This is a genomic window from Sphingomonas aquatilis (assembly GCF_014196115.1).
Taxonomy (GTDB): Bacteria; Pseudomonadota; Alphaproteobacteria; order Sphingomonadales; family Sphingomonadaceae; genus Sphingomonas; species Sphingomonas aquatilis.
This window is the reverse complement of record NZ_JACIDB010000003.1, coordinates 1-16172: the sequence shown is the minus strand read 5'-3', so window position 1 is coordinate 16172 and position 16172 is coordinate 1. Positions and strand designations below refer to the sequence as shown.

The window sequence follows — 16172 nt, the reverse complement described above, 5'->3', positions numbered from 1 at the left end:
ACGTCATACCGTTGCATGGGCACGCCTTTTTCCGAATAAAGCGACTCCGCATACCGTTACCGGTACACGGAGCCGAAGTCGCCCCCGGGAAGATGGGGGATCGTCAGAAGCTGAAGCGCGCCCCCAGGCGATAGACGCGGCCCGAGCTGCCATATTGCGACACCGCTTCCTGCCCGGAATAGGCGTAGCGATTGCTGGTCTGGTTGGTCAGGTTCAGCCCCTCGGCCGAAATCGACAGCCCCTTCATCAGGTTGATGTTGAGCGAGGCGTCGACGTTGGTCGTCGCCCGGCTGTAGGCGAAGTCGTTGATCAACGGGCTGTCGCAGCCGACGCTTTCGACGCTGCCACCGCCGACGGTGATCAGGCCCGGGCTGCACGATCCCGCCGCCAGCGGATAGGTCGTGCTGTAGCCCGCCCGCTGCGCCAGCGACACGCGGGCGCGGAACCCCTTGGTTTCGTAGAACAGGGTGGCGTTGATCGCGTCCGGCGATACGCCCAGGAACGGTCCCTTCCCCAGCAGTTGCGGCCGGATCGTCACGCCGGCCCCGGACAACGCGCCCGGATCGAGGATATAGTTCAGCTCCGATTTGATATGCGTGTAGTTGAACAGCACGCCGAAGTTGCGGAATACCCACGGCAGGAACGTGAGGTTCTGCTGGAAGTTGATCTCGATCCCCTTGATGTAACCACCCGGCGCATCGCGATACTGACGGGCGATGAAGGGATTGTTGTTGTCGAGATAGGCGAGCTGATTGACATTGGTATATTGCGCGCGGATCGCGGCGCGCGTCGCATCGTCGACAAATTGCGACAGTGGCGCGGCGAACAGCACCGTCTGCGGGAAATTCTCGACGTCCTTCTTGAACACCGCGACCGAGAACAGGCTGCTGCGCGTGAAATACCACTCGGCGCTGAGGTCGATGTTGGTCGACCGGAACGGCGCGAGCTTGGGATTGCCGATGGTGAACGACGCACCCTGATTATCGCCGTTGCTCGGGATCGAGATCGAGGTGATCGTGGGGGACAGATTGCCCAGCAACGGGCGCGCCATCACCTTCGACGCGCCGATCCGCAGGATGAGGTTGTGGACGATCTCGTAATTGAGGTTCATCGACGGCAGCCAGTCGGTATAGCTGTTCCGCCCGATGATCGGACGCCCGGCCTGCGAGGTCCCGGTCGACGTCACATCGGTGAAGGCAACGCGCGTGCCCGCATTGCCGCGCAGCGATCGGCCGAAAATCTCCGTGTTGAAGTCGAACTGGAGGTAGAGCCCCTTGTCATATTCGTCGACGCCATAGCTCGCCGACCCGCCGTTGCGCTTGGTGGTCAGACGCCAGTCACCATATTTGTTGATACAGTCGCACTGGAAACCGAGCAGGTCGTTGAACTTGGCAAGGTCGGGCACGAGGAAGCGCGACACGGTGCCGGCCGGCGTCTGCAGCCCCTGGCCGAACGACACGATCTTGCTGTTCGCCGCGGTGGTCGACCCCGCCTCCAGCAGCGTCGGGTTGAGCGTATCCAGGTTGCGCTCGCCCTGCGACGTCGCGAAGCCGAAGCGGCGCAGCGTACCGCCGAAGCCGATGTTGAACTGGTCGTTGATCCGCCAGTCGAAATCGGCGCGCATCGCCTGATAGGTGTTGCTGACGTAGCGTTCGTAGTGACGGATCGCCGAAAAGCCCTTCACCGTCGTCCAGTTCGCCGGATTGGCGACGTCGAACCCGAAGTCGAGCAACGGCATGTCGCCGTGGGCCCGATCATCGTAGACGAAATTCTGAGGCGAATCCATGCGGTTGAACTCGACGAGCAAACCGGTGCTGTAATTCACCGACTTCGACCGGCCATAGATGGCGGTCATCTTGAAATTGTCGGTGAATTCCTGATCCAGGCGGAACGTGCCCTGCCAGAACTTGGTCGTATATTCCGAATAATCGACCGCCGATCGCATGTCGACGTTCCGCAGCACCAGATAATCGGCCAGCCCGTTCGTCACGTTCGCGTCGAGGACATCGACGCTCGGCCGACCGATCAGCTGGCCGCGATAGGCCAGGCCGTTGCTCGACGGAATGTACCCGACCGAATTGGGGTTGTTGTAATAGTCGTACGGGTCGAGATTATAGGGGTTGGTCGAGAAGATATTGGCGTTGCTCGGGTTGGTCGCACCCGGCACCACCGCCGCGGTGCCGAGGACCGAGGATACCAATTGCCCTTGCGCGTTGAGCGCCGTGGCGAACGCCGGCTTCGTCCCGTACAGCGACTGGCCACAATCCTGCGATACGGCGATGTCGCTGCCTGCCGCCGGCGTGCACAGCCCCGGATAGGCCGCGCGTGCCGCCGCCGGCGTCAGCCGCCCCGCCGCCGTATTGTAGGCGGCGCTGGTATTGTTGCGATTGAGCCCGACCGGAGAGAGCTGGTCGTTTTCGCTGCTGTTGTGGAAGCGCGAATAGAGGCCGTCGATCGAGATACGCGTCTTGTCGGTCACGTCCCATTGATAGGCCGCGGTCAGGCCCAGGCGCTGGTTGCGCACGACCTGATGCGTCAGCGACGGCAGAGCGGGAATCCGCACCGTCGAATCGTCGAACCGGCCCGGCGTATTGTACGGCGCGCCCGGATAGAGCTTGGCATAGGCCGTCGGGTCCGATCCCGTCTGGAAGGCCGTCGCGTCGGGATTGGCATAATTGATCGCGCCGACCGGCGCCGAAAAGCCGGCGCGTTGCGGCGTGCCTTCGCCGACGAACTGGCTGCTGCGGTACAGATAGTCCGACGCGCCGACGCCGCGGTTATACTGGTCGATGATATTGTCGGTTCGATTGTACGCGCCCGAGACGAGCAGCCCCATCCTCTTGTCCGCCCCGAAGCGGAAGGAGGCGAGCCCGGCAAGGCGCGGATTGGCCTTCTTGCTGTTCTCGTTATAGCTGGCCGTCGCCGACCCGCCGATGCGCGTTCCCTTGAAATCGAAGGGTTTGCCCGTCTCCAAATCGATCGTCGCGCCGAGCGAGCCTTCGTCGGTTTCCGCCGACGCGGTTTTCTGCACCTTCAGCGCGCTGAACAGTTCGGAGGCGAAGGTCGAATAATCGAAGCTGCGGCTGCGATTGGGGCTGGTGCCCGAATCGTTCGATCCCGCCGTGGACAGCGCCTCGATCCCATTGAGGCGCGTGCGGTTGAAATCGCCGCCCAGGCCGCGAACGGTGATGCCGCGCCCTTCGCCATTGTCGCGATCGATCGACACGCCGGGCAGGCGCTGGAGCGATTCCGCCAGATTGGCGTCCGGAAAATCGGCGATGTCCTGCGCGTTTATCGCATCGATCTGCACGTCCGAATAACGCTTCTGGTTGAGCGAATTCTGGATCGACCCGCGAAAGCCGGTGACGACGATATCCTGGGTCGGATCGAAATTGTCGGCGTGCGCGCCCTTCTGGCCATCGACGATCGATGGCGTGTGCGTGGCCTTCGCCGCGGTGTCGTGAGCGCCTGACGCCTTGCCGTCGGTGTGGGTCGGCGCGGGGGTGCCGCTGCTCGCGACCGGACCGGCCTGTTGCGCCGGAGCGATCGGGGTGGCCTGTCCCTGCGCCGATCCGGCGAACAGGCTGGCGAGCGACAGCGCGCCGAGCGACGCCCCGAGCTTGAGGAAGGGCATGGTCGAACAGGTCATCATCTTCTCCCAGGATATGGCCGGTGACCTCATGGGACCCGGCCTTGTCGACGTGCGTGCCGCGCGGGGTCTATGCCCCGTCGCCGGTCAGATCGTTGCGTGAGGGGCTCGCGGTTCGGGCAGCGACGCGGTGGCGATTCGCACCCGTTCGAAACAGGCGGCAGACCGGTTCACCGCAGCAAAAAACCCTTTGTTACCGGTGTCATAGCAAGTTGTTCGGGCGCTGAAGGAGGCTACAGACAGTGTAGAAACCGGTGCCACCGCCGCGGTAATTATGGGCCTGCGCCAGAAAGGGCGCGACAACTCAAGCCGTTATAAATGCGTCATACTATCTGTCATTGCCCCCTCCTTGCCAGCGGTCCCGTTGAACTCTGATGGCAGCCTTAAAGCTATTCGATTCGAAGAAAGTCGCAAGCGTTTATTGTCACCGGTGTCATTGGCTGGCACGATGGTCTTCACAGACACGAACGGTGGAGAGGATCACGCGATGAAACGCTTTGTTCTGGCGTGTATATTGGCCACATCCCTGGCCCCGGCAGCCGCCACGGTGATCGGGCATATGGCGCCGCCCCCGTCCCTGACCGTCGACCGACTGGCTGACTTGCCGCCGGCGCAGCGGACTGCGTGGGAAGAGTATATCGCACGCTCGACCGCCGCGATGGCGCGCGACAAGGCGGCGCTGGCCGCCGAACGGCAGGGCCTCGCCACGATTCCGGCGCCGCCGCCCGAAGGCAAGATCAAGACGATGCCGCTCGATCGCGACCCGGCCTGGTATGCCGACGACGCCGCCCGCGCGATCGCGGACAATATCATCAGCTTCCAGACGCCCACCGGCGGCTGGGGCAAGAACCAGGATCGCAGCACGCCGGCCCGCGTCCGTGGCCAGATGTACATCCCCTTCGACAGGAAGGCCGGCGCGCATGCGGCCGCCGATCTCGCGGGTGGCTGGGGCTTCGTGGGTACGATCGACAACGATGCGACGACGACCGAACTCGCCTTTCTGGCGCGCGCGCAGGCGGGGCGGCCGGGCGCCGACGGCGCGCGCTATCGCACCGCCTTCGCCCAGGGCATCCGCTATCTGTTGCAGGCGCAGCAGCCGTCGGGTGGCTGGCCGCAGGTCTATCCGTTGCAGGGCGGCTATCACGATGCGCTGACGCTGAACGACGATGCGATGCTCCGCGCGACCGCGCTGCTCCAGCGTGTCGCCGCCGGGACCAGTGACTATGGCTTCGTGCCCCCCGCGTTGCGCACCGCCGCGCGAGAGGCTGCGGCGCGCGCGCTGGCGACGCTGCTCGCGACGCAGGTGGTCGTGGACGGCCGGCGCACGATCTGGGCGCAGCAATATGACCCGCTCACGCTCCGCCCGGTCGGCGCCCGCAATTTCGAACCGATCGCGCTCGCCACCGCCGAAAGCGCCGCGGTCCTGCGCTTTCTGATGGCGGAACCCGACCCATCGCCGGCGATGCGCGCGGCGATCACCGCCGGCGCCGCCTGGTTCGCCGCCCATGGCATCGAAAACCATGCATGGACGGACGCCACCGCACCGGGTGGCAGGCGTTTGATCGACCAGCCCGGCGCGAAAACGTTATGGGCGCGCTTCTATGACCCGGCCACCGAACGCCCGGTCTTCGGCGACCGCGACCGGTCGATCCACGACGACGTCAACGCCATCAGTCTGGAACGCCGCAACGGCTATGCCTGGTTCAACACCACCGGCGCGAACGTCGCCGCCGCCTATGCAAAATGGCGCCGCCGCTATGGCGGCTGAGCGCGAGCGCTGGTTGGGGCGCTTGCCATATCAAGCGATCCCATCCGAGCGACGCCATGTTTGGCCCATTCGATAAAGTGATGGCCTTCCCCGCTCTTCCCCGCTGACGCGCAAGGTTCCACCCTGTCCTGCACAGCCGGCGTGATCGGCAACGGGAGAGGTGCATGTCGATCGACACGGCAGACACGATGGTGCGCAGGCCACCGCCGCAGGCGCGCCCGGCAGCAGGCGAGGAACAGCGTGGCGCCGGCCGCCGATGGTCCGCCATCATCATCGGCACGGGCTTTGCCGGCATCGGCATGGCGGCGGGGCTGAAGCGCCAGGGCGTCGAGGACTTCGTCGTGCTGGAAAAGGCCGACACCGTGGGCGGCGTCTGGCGCGACAACACCTATCCCGGCGCGGCCTGCGACGTCCCGTCGCACCTCTATTCCTTTTCCTTCGCCCCCAATCCGGATTGGACGCGGGCCTTTGCCACCCAGGCCGAGATCCACGCCTATCTCGAACGCTGCGCCGACGATCTGGACGTGCGCCGCCATGTCCGGTTCGGGACGGAGGTGCTGGGCGCGGACTTCGATGCGGCCGAGGCGTGCTGGACCGTCCGGACCGCGGATGGCGGCGTCTTCACTGCCGACCTGCTGATCAGCGCCGTCGGGCAATTGAGCCGCCCCGCCATACCCGTGCTAAAGGGGCAGGAGGATCTGCGCATCCCCGCCTTCCATTCCGCGCATTGGGATCACTCCATCCCGCTGCTGGGCAAACGGATCGGAGTGATCGGCACCGGCGCCTCGGCCATCCAGTTCGTGCCGAAGATCGCCGCCGATGCGGGCAAGGTCAGCGTCTTCCAGCGCTCCGCCGCCTACATCATGCCGAAACCCGATCGTCCGTACACGGAGCGGGAGAAACGCCGGTTTCGCACGGTGCCGTCGGTGATGCGGCTGCACCGGCTGGGCATCTACCTGCGCTATGAATCGCGCGCGCTGGCGTTCACGCGCTTCAAGGGGTTGATGGAGATCGCCGCCGCGCGGCCGTTCCGCCGGATGCTCGCGCGGGAGGTGGCGGACCCGCTGACGCGCGACAAGCTGAGGCCCGACTATCCGGTGGGATGCAAGCGGCTGCTCCTCTCGGACGACTATCTCGCGACGATGGCGCGACCCAATGTCGATCTGGTCACCGATCGCATCGCTCGCCTGACCGCCACCGGCGTCGAGACGGTCGATGGACGATCGCACGATGTCGACGTGCTGATCTACGGCACCGGCTTCGCCGCGACCGAATTCCTGTCGCCGATGACGATCCGGGGCCGGCAAGGCATCGCGCTGAACGATGCCTGGCGCGACGGCGCCAGCGCCTATCTGGGCATGGCGGTGCCCGGCTTCCCCAACTTCTTCATGCTCTACGGCCCCAACACCAATCTGGGCCACAACTCGATCGTCTACATGATCGAATCGCAGATCGCGCATGTCCTGCGGTGCCGCACGCGCATGCAAGCCACCGGTGCCGACACGATCGAGGTCGCGGGCGATGCGTTCCGGCGCCACGACAGCCATGTGCAGGATCGGCTCGCGCGCACCGTCTGGGCGGGGTGCAAGAGTTGGTACGTCGACGCGCGCGGGCGCAACACGACCAACTGGCCGGGCTTTACCCTGTCGTATCGCGCGCTGACGCGGCGCCGCAGCCTGGATGCCTATACGTTCCAGAACCGGTCGGCCCGGTCGGGCGCGGTGACCCTGTTGCCGCCGTCGGGGATCGTCGAGCGGACGACGGCGCAGTCGCTCCGTCTGTTCTTGAGAGCTGCGTTCCGGCCGCTGATCGGCCCGCCCTTCCCCATCGCGGTCCAGCGTGGCGTCGTGGCACTGCTGTCGGGCCTGATGCCGGGGGTGAAGGGCGTGACGCGACGCAGCGCGGACGTGAACGGTTTGCGGATCGAGGTAATCGCACCGCGCGAGCGGAGCGCGATACAATGAGCGTGCTGCACGAGGGTGCGATCCTGTACCTCCACGGCGGCGCCTTCTGCCTCGGCAACGCGCGGTCGCACCGCTCCGTCACGACGCGACTGGCGGCAGCGGCGGGACTGCCGGTCTGGGTGCCCGAATATCGGCTTGCACCGGAACATCCCCATCCCGCCGGATTGCAGGACGCGCGATCCTGCTGGCGGGCGATGCGGGATGCCGGTTACCCGGCCGAACGGATCGTCGTTGCCGGCGATTCCGCGGGGGGTGCACTCGCATTGGCGCTTACCCTGTCGCTGCGCGACGACGGGGACGACCTTCCCGCCGGCCTAGCGCTGCTGTCGCCGGTGACCGATCCGAGCCTGTCGGGATCCTTGCCGGGCAACGGCTCTGGCGTCGCCGATCCGATGATCCGGCGCAGATGGCTGCGACAGGCGCTGGGCTGGTATCGCCTGCCCGCCAACGATGCCACCGCCCGACCGTTGCGGACCCCGCTGACGGGTCTTCCCCCCATGCTGATCCAGGCGGGCGATCAGGAAATCCTGCTGTCGGATGCCGTCCGGCTGGCAGCCCATGCGCGCCGCTGCGGGGTCGAGACCCGGCTCGAAATCCATGCGCAGCGGTGGCATGTCTTCCACCTTCAGGCGGCATATCTCCAATCCGCCCGCCGGGCGCTGCGCACCGTTGCGGAATTTGCACGCGCACGCGTCACGCCCACCATCGACACGGCCGATTCCGCGGTCTGTCGCCGGGCTCTTGCCGAGGAGCGGGCATCATGAGCCGTGGCGGCGTCATCATCACCGGCGCGGCGCGCGGCATCGGCCGCGCGACCGCAGAGCTGTTCGCCGGGCAAGGCTGGACGGTCGGCGTTGCCGATATCGATGCCGCCGAATGTGCCGTCGTGGCCGCGGCACTGGGCGGGCGGGCGATCGCGCTTCATCTGGATGTGGCCGACCAGACGGCCTGGATCGCGGCGCTCCGTCGCTTCGTGGCCCATGCCGGCGGCCTCGACCTGCTCGTGAACAATGCCGGTATCCTGATCTCGGGCCCCTTCCAGGATCAGCCCATCGAACGTCACCTGTCGCTGATCGGGATCAACGTCATCGGCACGATCCTGGGGTGCCATAGCGCCCGCCCCTATCTGGCGGGCCGGCCTGGAGCCTGCATCGTCAACATGTCGTCCGCATCGGCGATCTACGGCCAGCCCGAACTCGCCACCTATTCGGCCAGCAAGTTCGCGATCCGGGGGCTGACCGAGGCCCTCAACATCGAATGGCAAGCGGATGGTATCCGCGTCGTCGATGTCATGCCGTTGTTCGTCCGCACCGACATGGTTCAGGGGATGACCGCGCGCAGCTTCGACCGCATGGGCGCCAGGCTGACACCGTCCGACGTCGCACGCACCGTCCATGCGGCGGCCACGGCGAGGAACGATCCGGGCAAGGTGCATTGGCCTGTGGGCAGGATGACGGGCCTGATGCGGCGGCTCGTCGACCTTGCGCCCGACCGGCTCGTCCGCAGGATGATGAGCCAGACCAGCTGACGATCCCACGAAGGACAGGACGGCCCCGCCGCAAGAGCGGGCATCGAGAGGAGCAGGATGATGATCGAGACGGCAGACTATATCGTGGTGGGAGCAGGCCCCGGCGGTTGCGCGGTCGCCGCACGCCTTGCCGCCGCCCGTCCCGACCGCACGGTCGCGCTGCTGGAAACCGGACCGGCACGCGCGTCCATACTCTCCGATATCCCGCTTGGCATTGCCGGCCTCGTCGCTTTTCGAGGCCGCCACAATTATGCCTATCAGACCGAACCGCAGCCTGCGCTCGGCGGACGGCGTGGCTATCAGCCCCGCGGGCGCGGCCTTGGGGGGTCGAGCCTCATCAATGCGATGATCTACATCCGGGGACAGCCGCAGGATTTCGACGGCTGGGCCGCCGAGGGATGTTCGGGATGGGGATGGCATGATGTCCTCCCCTATTTCCGGCGCGCCGAAGACAATGCCCGCGGCGCCGATGCGCTCCACGGCACGGGCGGGCCGCTGCGCGTCGAGGATCTGCGCGAGCCCAATCCCGCGACCGCGGCCTTCATCGAAGCCGCGCGTCAATGCGGCTATTCGCATAACGGCGACTTCAACGGCCCCGAGCAGGAAGGCATCGGCGCGTATCAGGTGTTCCAGAAGGCCGGACGCCGGTTCAACGCCGCCGCCGCCTATCTGGGTATGGTGGCCGGCCACCAGAACCTGGTCGTCATCGCCGATGCGCTCTGCACCGGCATCACCTTCGATGGCCTGCGCGCGGCCGGCGTCCGCTATCGGCGCGGCGGCGCGGAGCACCGACTTGCCGCGCGGCAGGAGGTCATTCTCGCCGCGGGGGCGTTCGGCACCCCGCAACTGTTGATGACGTCCGGCGTCGGCCCCGCGGCCGAACTGGCGCGCCACGGCATTCCCGTCGTCCACGACCTCTTGGGGGTCGGCCAGAATCTACAGGATCATATCGATTATACGATCAGCGCGCGTTCGGCCGCATCCGGGCTGTTCGGCGTCAGCGGTGCCACCGCGATCGGCGGCATACGCGACCTGTATCCCTGGATGCGCAAGGGCCGCGGCATGCTGACCACCAATGTCGCCGAAGCGGGCGGATTCGTGAAAAGCGATCCGAATCTGTCCCGCCCCGACCTTCAGCTTCATTTCTGCCTGGGTGTCGTCGACGACCACAATCGCAAGATCCACCTCGGTCGCGGCTATTCGCTCCATGTCTGCGCGCTACGCCCCTACAGCCGCGGCGAGCTACGGCTGCGCAGCGCCGACATGCGCGATGCCCCGGTCATCGATCCCCGCTTTCTGTCCGATCCGCGCGACATGGATACGCTGCTGGCGGGCGCGCGTATCTCGCAGAGGATCATCGCGGCCCCTGCGCTCGCGCGGCTGAAGGGACGCCCGATCTATGGCACCGGCCAGGACGACGACGACACGTTGCGCCACCTCATCCGCGACCATGCCGACACGATCTATCACCCCGTCGGTACGTGCCGCATGGGCAGCGATGCCGCCTCCGTCGTCGACCCGCAGTTGCGCGTTCGCGGCGTCACCGGGCTGCGCATCGCGGACGCCTCGATCATGCCCCATCTCGTCAGCGGCAATACGCAGGCGCCGACTGCGATGATCGGCGAAAAGGCGGCGGACCTGATCCTCGGCTCGAACGCCTATGCGGCGGACCATCGGTCAGTCGCCTGAGGTCTCTCCTCCCAACGCCTGCCGACGGTAGGCGCTGGGCGCCACGCCTGTCCATCGCTTGAACGCCTGCGAAAAGCTCGACAGGTCGCTGAAACCCAGCTCCGCGGCAATGTCGCCGATCGACAGGCGATTGGCTGCCAACAGGGTTTCCGCCCGTGCGCGCCGGCTTTCGGCGAACAAGGCGCGGAAGGACGTGCCCTCCGCCTTTAGCCGGCGCTTGAGCGTTCGCTCGCTGACGTTGGTCATCCGTGCGAGTTCCGTCAGCCGGACCGGCGCGCTCGCTGGCGCAGCGTTGCGATAGTGGGATGCGAATCCGGCGATCGGCGGGCTGGCAGGCTGCCGGTCCAGCTGATGCCGACACAGGGTCTGGCACATCGCGGCGGTCGCGGCATTGGCTTGCGGCAGCGGTCGTTCCAGAAACACACGGTCGAAGACGATCCGATTGCACCCCGCGCCCAGTTCCACCTCGGCACCCAGGATGTCGGGCAGCGCTGCCGTGTCCTCGCACGGTCGCGACATCGCGAGGGTGAAGCGCCTGAGGACAAAGTCCGGCCCCATGACCTCACGCTGCAGAAGCGAGGCCGCGGCCATGTCCCGTGCGATCAGGAAGGCCTCCAGATCGGCCGGCAGGCCCGGCTCACCGAAGACCAATGCGGCGTGGTGCTCGGTTTCCTCATAGTCGATCGTCGTAAAGGCGTGGGTCAGCGGCAGCGACCGCAAGGCGAATTGCATCGCGTCCCGACCGGTCGCGCTGCTGATCAGGGCCAACCCCCAGATGCCATAGGTCGCGAAATGAAAGCTCAGCCCCATGTCCAATCCCAGGCGTACGGGATCGCCGAGGCGCTGGACGATATTGGCGATGACGCGCAATTCCTGGGTGGCCGCCACGTCCGCGTTCGGCTGGCGAAGCTGCGCCTGCGTGATCCCGCTCTCCGCCAGCGTGTCGCTCAGCGACATGCCATGCCGTCTCGCGAAATCGATCAGCACCAGGATACCGCCCAATCCGCGCGAAAATGCCCAATGTTGCATCACATCTCTCGCAACCCCGCCCGCACGCCGCGATCCACCGCGGTGAGTGACACATCCTATGGCCTGCAGACCGGAAAAGGGAGCCTGGGCGATGACAGATAGATTCGCAAAGCCCGGCATTAGACTTTCACGAAAACCGAGAATGGTATGTGGGTTCTAAGGTTGAGCTGCCCATCCGACCTGGACGAAGCCACTAAGCTTAAAGATGTATTCGAAAATATGGCGGAGCGGGAGTCCGCCCAACAGTCCAGTTTCCATGCCGTTTGACCCTATTGCGCTATCATATTCCCAATTCTGTTCCCAATCTTCGCAGCGGTTAGCTACGAACTACCGCGAACGATTGAACGATGTTTGGTCGAGACATTCGATTACTCCGACATCGTGAACGAAGTCTATCATAAGCCTCTCGAAATCACAACGCGGGTCGGCCCTGCGGAGACCGAATTCGACGCAGTCGGCAGGTCTAAATACCCTCGTTGCTATCCGATTGCGCGTCAATCAGGAGCGTACCTAACCGGGAGCGCGAAAGCTCCGGGCGATCCCTTGCTCGAGCCCCTGCACGGGCACACTATAACGGCATGCAGACCACGTCCTCGTCTCCAATGGCACCAACTCCGCGCCCACTCGCAGTGCGCGTGTCGGATGCCACACGTCTGACCGGCATTGGCAAGACCAAACTCTTCGAACTGATCGCCGACGGCACACTTGAGACGACCAGCATCGGCCGCCGCCGTCTCATTCTCTATCGCAGCCTGGAGCAGCTTATCGAGGGACCGCCACGACGCTAATTCGGAGGTCGCCGAGAGGGGAAGGCCTTCCCCTGCCGCCGCGCCGACGTCGCGTCGGACCCCATCTGCGGGTGGCTCAGCCCCCCGCAACGCCCCCCGAGAGTGAGAGTAAAGCTGAAAATTCCGTGACGGGTAAGGGCTGAGAGAGAGGCTCTCGGCGCCCGTCGCGGAGATTTCCCATGGCGACGATCCTCACGCAATCCGACAAGTCCCGGCCGGTCTCGGCAAGTTACAAGGTCGACATCTCGCGCGGCCAGCGCATCGGCCGCGTTTCATCCGAATGGTTCTCGCGGCCGGACGACGAGCGCTTCCTTTCGCTTTCCTCGCTCCACGCCGCCGTCAAATCCCGCGCCGAGCGCGCTACGGCGCGTACCGTCGAGACCCGAGACGTTAAGGTGGAAGCCAGCCGCGACGATGCCGAGCGCTTGACGCTGCTTGTGCCCGGCCGCGACGAGCCGGTCATGCCGACCCACTGGTCGTTCGGGCAGCTCTGCAGTCTTGTGGGCGCTCCGGCGGGCTATCTCCGCCAGCTGCCCGCATCCCTCGCGGGCATCAACATGCAACATGGTCTGCTCTCGCACCGCGCCGAATTGATGAAGACCCTCGAGACCGATGATGGCCGCATCGAGTTGCGCGCCGTCACCGGTCCCGACTACGGCCGCATCTGGGATCATGAACTGGTCGCGGCGGTCATGAAGATCGCGGGCGACGGCACCGGCGACACGCGCTGGAAGGTGCCCGGGCTGCTCGACTGGTCCACCATGACCCACAACCCGTTCGTCGAGGTGACCAAGGATACCACGACGCTCTATGCGAGCGACCGCGACGTCTTCCTCTTCCTGGTCGACGACGCGCACCCGATCGAGGCGGGCCGTCTGCCCAACGGCGATCCTGACCTGTTCTTTCGCGGCTTTTACGCGTGGAACAGCGAGGTGGGCTCGAAAACGCTCGGCATCGCCTCTTTCTATCTCCGGGCGGTCTGCATGAACCGCAACATCTGGGGCGCCGAAGGCTTCGAGGAGATCAGCATCCGGCACAGCAAGTTCGCTGCCAACCGCTTCGCGCATGAGGCGGCGCCTGCGCTGGAGAGTTTCGCGACCTCGTCTCCCTTGCCGTTCATGGCCGGCATCAAAGCCTCGCGCGAACGGCTGGTCGCCCGCACCGACGAGGATCGGCAAGCCTTCCTGCGCAAGCGCGGCTTCTCGAAAGGCGATACCGACCGGATCATCGCCACGGTGCTCGACGAGGAAGGCCATCCCCCGGCGTCGATCTTCGACTTCGTCCAGGGCATCACCGCGGTGGCGCGCGACAAGCCGCACCAGGACACCCGCCTCGAGCTTGAGGGCAAAGCCGCCAAGCTCCTCACCGCAGCCTGATCGGCGAACTCCACCTCCCTACCGAAAGGAGCGGTCTCATGATCGTTCTGCCACCGATCGTCCGCTACGCGCTGCGGGCCAATCATATAAATCGCCGGGCGGCGGCCGAGCGCGAAATGTCAGAGCCCGACCCGGCACCTCTGATCAAGTTCTTCAATCCGCTGGGGGCCCAAACCTGGCTCGCCACCGAGCTCGCCGAGGATGGCGATGTGCTCTGGGGATTGGCTGACCTTGGTTTTGGTTGCCCGGAGATCGGCCCCTGGTCGCTGAGCGAGCTGTCTGCGATCCGTCTGCCGTTCGGCATGGGTATCGAGATTGAGGCCGCTTTCAAGTCGGACGTCCCTCTGTCGGTTTGGGCGACATGGTCCCGCCGAATAGGCTCGATCCTCTGGACCGAGACCCTGTTCCGGCGGTCACCACCTGGCGAACTGCCGGGAGACTGATGGCGCGGATCTCACCTGTCGGCGCGGCTCTCACCCTCTTAGAGGGAGAGGGCTGCGCCGGCTCCATGACGGGTTGAGGGTCGAGAGAGAGTCTCCCGGCCGCCCGTCATGGAGAAGACCCATGACCAAGCATGTGAAGATCGTCCTGAGCGGTTCGCGGGACATTCCGTTCAATCAGCTGGTGCTGAGCCAGGCCAACGTCCGCCGCGTAAAGGCGGGCGTCTCGATCGACGCGCTTGCCGCCGACATCGCCCGGCGCGGCCCCTTGCAGAGCCTCACCGTCCGCGCCCAGCGCGATGCGGAAGGCGCCGAGACCGGCCTGTTCGAGGTGCCGGCTGGCGGGCGCCGCTTCCGTGCGCTCGAAAAGCTGGTGAAGCAGCGCCGGATGGCCAAGACCGAGCCGGTGCCCTGCATCGTGCGCGACGATGATCAAATCTCGGCCGAGGAGGATTCGCTCGCCGAGAACGTCCATCGCGAGGCCTTGCATCCGCTCGACCAGTTCCGCGCGATGCAGCAGCTCGTGACGCAGGGCACCGACATCGAGACCGTCGCCGCCACCTTCATGACGACCCCCGCCGTCGTGAAGCAGCGGCTGCGCCTCGCGTCCGTCTCGCCGAAGCTGCACGAGATCTATGCCGAGGACGGCATGACCCTCGAGCAGCTGATGGCCTTCTCGGTCTCCGAAGACCATGAGCGCCAGGAGCAGGTCTGGGAGTTGCTTCAGTCCAGCTATAACCAGCAGCCCTACATGATCCGCTCCAAGCTCACCGAGCAGTCCGTGCGCGCGACGGACAAGAGGGTCCGCTTCGTCGGGCTCGACGCCTATGTCGCCGCGGGCGGCTATGTGCTGCGCGACCTGTTCGAGGAGGATCAGGGCGGCTGGCTGCAGGATGTGACCCTGCTCGATCGAATGGTCGACGAGAAGTTGAAGGCCGAAGGCGCCCGCATCGGGGAAGAGGGCTGGAAATGGGTCGTGGTCGCGGTCGACTTTCCCTACGATTATGATGACGGCATGCGCGTCATCGACGGCGACCAGCCCGAGATGACCGATGCCGACGAGGCCAGGCTCACGTCGCTTCGCGAGGAGGCCGAGGCACTCGAGGAAGAATGGTCGGGCGCAGGGGACGTGCCGGACGAGGTCGATGCGCGTGTCACCGCGATCGACGAGGAGATCAGCGCGATCGTCTCGCGCCCGCTGGTCTATCAGCCGACCGAGATGGCCCGCGCCGGTGTGTTCGTCAGCATCGACGTCGATGGCTCGCACTATGTCGAGCGCGGCTATGTCCGGCCCGAGGACGAACCCGTCGAGGAGTCGACCGGGAGTGACGACGAGGGCACAGATGCGTTCACCGACCCGACCCAGCGGGATGATGGCGGCAATTCGGGCGCCGCAGTCGTCTCGGTCGGCGGCGCGGTCAGCACCGAAACTGGTGATGATGAGGATGACCAGGACGACATGCTGCGTCCGCTCGCCGACCGCCTCGTGACCGAGCTGACCACCTATCGCACGCTCGCGCTCCGCAACGCGGTGGCGCGCAGCCCGCAGGTCGCCTTCGCCGCCGTTCTGCACGCGCTCACGCTCGAGACCTTCTACAGCTATTCCTCGGCGGAAAGCTGTGTGGGCATTTCGGTCCGGGGCGGCAGTCTTGGGGTCCACGCGCCGGGGCTGAACGACGGCGCGCCGGCGCGTGCGATCGACGAGCGGCATGAAGGCTGGTCCGAGCGTCTCCCCGATCAGCCCGCCGAATTGTGGGATGTCCTCATCGCATTCAACGCCGATGATCAGGCGGCTCTCTTCGCTCATTGCGCGTCGTTCGGGATCAACGCGGTCTGGGAACCGGCCTGTCAATCGGCGTCCAAAAAGGACCCCCTATCGGCGTCCAAAAGGGACCCCGTTTGTCGAGCGGTGTGACGGGTATGGCGGGCGTGCCGTTCGCG

General features: G+C 65.7%; 11 protein-coding genes. 9 read left to right on the top strand and 2 right to left on the bottom strand.

Annotated elements, in window-relative coordinates:
• Nucleotides 1–103 precede the first annotated feature (103 nt).
• Nucleotides 104–3682, bottom strand: coding sequence for a TonB-dependent receptor domain-containing protein (locus tag GGR47_RS08835; protein ID WP_244305123.1), 3579 nt, complete (start codon nucleotides 3680–3682; stop codon nucleotides 104–106).
• 454 nt (nucleotides 3683–4136) lie between these two features.
• Here GGR47_RS08835 and pelA point away from each other — a divergent pair, with 454 nt between their 5' ends.
• The 5 genes from pelA to GGR47_RS08815 all read left to right on the top strand — a co-directional run bounded on the left by pelA (nucleotide 4137) and on the right by GGR47_RS08815 (nucleotide 10598).
• Complete coding sequence (gene pelA, locus GGR47_RS08830) at nucleotides 4137–5417, top strand: pectate lyase (RefSeq protein WP_244305121.1); 1281 nt, start codon at nucleotides 4137–4139, stop codon at nucleotides 5415–5417.
• 164 nt (nucleotides 5418–5581) lie between these two features.
• Nucleotides 5582–7381 carry a flavin-containing monooxygenase gene (locus tag GGR47_RS08825; protein WP_208663165.1) on the top strand — a complete coding sequence of 600 codons (1800 nt, stop codon included), beginning with the start codon at nucleotides 5582–5584 and terminating at the stop codon, nucleotides 7379–7381.
• Nucleotides 7378–8145 (top strand): alpha/beta hydrolase fold domain-containing protein, encoded by a 768-nt coding sequence (locus GGR47_RS19025; protein WP_208663164.1) that lies wholly within the window; start codon nucleotides 7378–7380, stop codon nucleotides 8143–8145. The genes GGR47_RS08825 and GGR47_RS19025 overlap by 4 nt, the downstream gene beginning before the upstream one ends.
• A complete protein-coding gene (locus GGR47_RS08820) occupies nucleotides 8142–8909 on the top strand; it encodes an SDR family oxidoreductase (protein WP_147036575.1) in 768 nt (255 codons plus the stop codon). Before GGR47_RS19025 ends, GGR47_RS08820 begins: the two co-directional genes overlap by 4 nt.
• Nucleotides 8910–8966: 57 nt before the next feature.
• Nucleotides 8967–10598 (top strand): GMC family oxidoreductase, encoded by a 1632-nt coding sequence (locus tag GGR47_RS08815; RefSeq protein WP_147036574.1) that lies wholly within the window; start codon nucleotides 8967–8969, stop codon nucleotides 10596–10598.
• Here GGR47_RS08815 and GGR47_RS08810 read toward each other — a convergent pair.
• The gene (locus tag GGR47_RS08810) at nucleotides 10587–11627 is read right to left on the bottom strand and encodes an AraC family transcriptional regulator (RefSeq protein WP_147036573.1); all 1041 of its coding nucleotides are present in this window, start codon (nucleotides 11625–11627) and stop codon (nucleotides 10587–10589) included. The two genes, GGR47_RS08815 and GGR47_RS08810, sit on opposite strands and share 12 nt — an antisense overlap.
• Nucleotides 11628–12205: 578 nt before the next feature.
• Here GGR47_RS08810 and GGR47_RS08805 point away from each other — a divergent pair.
• From GGR47_RS08805 to GGR47_RS08790, 4 genes are all read left to right on the top strand, one after another.
• The gene (locus GGR47_RS08805; RefSeq protein WP_147036572.1) at nucleotides 12206–12415 is read left to right on the top strand and encodes a helix-turn-helix domain-containing protein; all 210 of its coding nucleotides are present in this window, start codon (nucleotides 12206–12208) and stop codon (nucleotides 12413–12415) included.
• Between the two features lie 179 nt (nucleotides 12416–12594).
• Nucleotides 12595–13791, top strand: a complete 1197-nt coding sequence (locus GGR47_RS08800; RefSeq protein ID WP_147036571.1) for a DUF932 domain-containing protein — start codon at nucleotides 12595–12597, stop codon at nucleotides 13789–13791.
• Nucleotides 13792–13829: 38 nt separating this feature from the next.
• Nucleotides 13830–14234, top strand: a complete 405-nt coding sequence (locus GGR47_RS08795; protein ID WP_147036570.1) for a DUF2958 domain-containing protein — start codon at nucleotides 13830–13832, stop codon at nucleotides 14232–14234.
• Nucleotides 14235–14355: 121 nt separating this feature from the next.
• Nucleotides 14356–16146 carry a ParB/RepB/Spo0J family partition protein gene (locus GGR47_RS08790; protein WP_183949508.1) on the top strand — a complete coding sequence of 597 codons (1791 nt, stop codon included), beginning with the start codon at nucleotides 14356–14358 and terminating at the stop codon, nucleotides 16144–16146.
• Nucleotides 16147–16172 lie beyond the last annotated feature (26 nt).

What these genes read in the sequence shown, in the direction of transcription:
- GGR47_RS08820 (WP_147036575.1), top strand. Translation starts at nt 8,142, where the DNA reads ATGAGCCGTGGCGGCGTCATCATCACCGGCGCGGCGCGCGGCATCGGC.
- GGR47_RS08825 (WP_208663165.1), top strand. Translation starts at nt 5,582, where the DNA reads ATGTCGATCGACACGGCAGACACGATGGTGCGCAGGCCACCGCCGCAG.
- GGR47_RS08835 (WP_244305123.1), bottom strand. Translation starts at nt 3,682, where the DNA reads ATGAGGTCACCGGCCATATCCTGGGAGAAGATGATGACCTGTTCGACC.
- GGR47_RS19025 (WP_208663164.1), top strand. Translation starts at nt 7,378, where the DNA reads ATGAGCGTGCTGCACGAGGGTGCGATCCTGTACCTCCACGGCGGCGCC.
- GGR47_RS08810 (WP_147036573.1), bottom strand. Translation starts at nt 11,627, where the DNA reads ATGCAACATTGGGCATTTTCGCGCGGATTGGGCGGTATCCTGGTGCTG.
- GGR47_RS08800 (WP_147036571.1), top strand. Translation starts at nt 12,595, where the DNA reads ATGGCGACGATCCTCACGCAATCCGACAAGTCCCGGCCGGTCTCGGCA.
- GGR47_RS08805 (WP_147036572.1), top strand. Translation starts at nt 12,206, where the DNA reads ATGCAGACCACGTCCTCGTCTCCAATGGCACCAACTCCGCGCCCACTC.
- GGR47_RS08815 (WP_147036574.1), top strand. Translation starts at nt 8,967, where the DNA reads ATGATGATCGAGACGGCAGACTATATCGTGGTGGGAGCAGGCCCCGGC.
- GGR47_RS08790 (WP_183949508.1), top strand. Translation starts at nt 14,356, where the DNA reads ATGACCAAGCATGTGAAGATCGTCCTGAGCGGTTCGCGGGACATTCCG.
- GGR47_RS08795 (WP_147036570.1), top strand. Translation starts at nt 13,830, where the DNA reads ATGATCGTTCTGCCACCGATCGTCCGCTACGCGCTGCGGGCCAATCAT.
- pelA (WP_244305121.1), top strand. Translation starts at nt 4,137, where the DNA reads ATGAAACGCTTTGTTCTGGCGTGTATATTGGCCACATCCCTGGCCCCG.